This window comes from Curtobacterium sp. MCBA15_013, assembly GCF_001865095.1.
Taxonomy (GTDB): domain Bacteria; phylum Actinomycetota; class Actinomycetes; order Actinomycetales; family Microbacteriaceae; genus Curtobacterium.
This window is the reverse complement of record NZ_MJGQ01000058.1, coordinates 1,113-2,823: the sequence shown is the minus strand read 5'-3', so window position 1 is coordinate 2,823 and position 1,711 is coordinate 1,113. Positions and strand designations below refer to the sequence as shown.

The following is a 1,711-nucleotide window of genomic DNA, read 5'->3' as shown; positions in this document are numbered from 1 at the left end:
GTCGACGAGCTCGTCGACCTCAAGGGCCGCTCGCACGAGCCGGTGTCGATCCACACGGTCGTCGGCGACTCGGACGACAGCGAGCTCGGCGACTTCATCGAGGACGAGGACGCCGCGTCCCCGAACGAGCTGACCGAGACGACGCTGCTCCACCGCGACATCCGCTCGATCGTCGCCGAACTGCCGAGCGACGAGGCGAACGTGATCCGCATGCGCTACGGCCTCGACGACGACAAGCCGATGACGCTCGACGAGATCTCGAAGATCGTCCACACGACCCGCCAGGCGGTCAGCCGTGTGGAGTCCCGTGCCAAGCTGCGGCTCTTCGCCAAGGCGGTCTCGCAGGACATGCAGCTGTACCTGACCGACTAGGTCAGTGGACTTCGGCCGGCGCGTGAGTGCCGGCACGGGGAACCGGGTCGTTCTGTGGGAAGACGATCCGGTGGGGTGATGGGACGGCCCGCTCGCGCTTCGGCGTGAGCGGGCCATTCACGTTCCCGGGGTCGGGCAGGGCGCGGGTCGCTACTCCTCGACCTCGCGCCCGAGCTTCTGACGGAGGTCCTGGGGGATGAGCTCGATGAGCTGGTCCGGTCGCACGGGCAGGTCGAGCAGGCTGAGCTTCACGCGTCCGGTCCGCCCGTGGCGCTCGGCGTCGAGGCGGACCACGCTGCCGGCGTCCTTCCGCAGCCGCACGTCGATCTGCGCACCGGTGGCGACCTCGCCGACGACGAGTCCGTCGACCTCGAGCGCTGCGCTGCGGGTGCCCTCGGCGATGTCGAACCGGTAGCGCTCGCGAGCGGCGAGGACCACGGCACGGTCGATCCCGGCCATCGGCGCGACCGGGGTCACGACGGAGCCGGACAGTGCGGGGGAGAGGACGGGGCCACCGGCGGCGTAGTTGTACGCGGTGGACCCGGCCGGGGTCGCGGCGACGATGGCGTCCGCCCGGTAGTAGCCGTACCCGAGCCCGCCGACGCTGAGGTCCGCGGACACCTGCCCGGCGCCCGGCCGTCGCACGATCGTGAGGTCGTTGAACGCGAGGTAGTCGGTGCGGGCTCCGCTCCAGAACAGCCGGGCCTCGAGGGCGTGGTGCGGTTCGAGCTGGTAGTCGCCGGCGGACAGCCGCTCGAGCGCGACCTCGAGCTCGGGCGGCTCGATCTCGACGAGGAAGCCCACGTTGCCGTAGTTGACCCCGAGCACCGGCACCGGCCGCTTCGCCACGAGCCGCATGGCCCCGAGCATCGTGCCGTCCCCGCCGAGTGCGACGACGAGGTCGACCTCCTCCGTGAAGTCCTCGTCCCCGATCACGTCGACCCCGCCGCCGATGCGCTGGACGTCGGCGCGGCGGGCGACGAGGCGTCCGCGGCCGGAGGCGTTCCAGCGCTGCAGGGTCGCGACGGACTCCTGCACGTTCTTGGTCGGGTGGACGACGAGTCCGACGACGGGCTGCTCCATGGTCGCGATCGTACCGATCGCGCCCGGGATCTCCTCTGGTGGACCGCTCACACATGAGATATTCTGCATGTATGCAGATCGCCACGCTCTCCGTCGCCCTGCCCACACTCCGGCACGGACGCGAGATCGTGCTCCTCGCGGAACAGGAGTCACTGGAGACCGGGTTCGGTTTCCTCGACGCCGAACACCTCCTCGTCGCCGCGGTCACGCTCTGCAGCGGGATGCCCCGCTTCCTCGACGTCCTCGACGCGCACGG

At 70.5% G+C, this 1,711-nt stretch carries 3 protein-coding genes; 2 read left to right on the top strand and 1 reads right to left on the bottom strand.

Features of this window, described 5'->3' with window-relative positions:
* Positions 1-372, top strand: a 372-nt coding sequence (locus tag BIV01_RS16930; RefSeq protein ID WP_302847433.1) for a sigma factor-like helix-turn-helix DNA-binding protein, incomplete at its 5' end; no start/stop codon positions are given.
* A 150-nt stretch (positions 373-522) separates the two neighbouring features.
* On the opposite strand, the gene BIV01_RS16925 is transcribed toward BIV01_RS16930, so the two are convergent.
* Positions 523-1,455 (bottom strand): NAD(+)/NADH kinase, encoded by a 933-nt coding sequence (locus tag BIV01_RS16925; RefSeq protein ID WP_070417317.1) that lies wholly within the window; start codon positions 1,453-1,455, stop codon positions 523-525.
* A 71-nt stretch (positions 1,456-1,526) separates the two neighbouring features.
* On the opposite strand from BIV01_RS16925, the gene BIV01_RS20035 reads away from it, so the two are divergent.
* Positions 1,527-1,711: hypothetical protein (locus BIV01_RS20035; protein ID WP_175473771.1), on the top strand; the 185-nt coding region annotated here is incomplete at its 3' end.

Excerpts from the sequence above, each read along its gene's own strand:
- BIV01_RS16925 (WP_070417317.1), bottom strand. The coding sequence starts at position 1,455 with ATGGAGCAGCCCGTCGTCGGACTCGTCGTCCACCCGACCAAGAACGTG.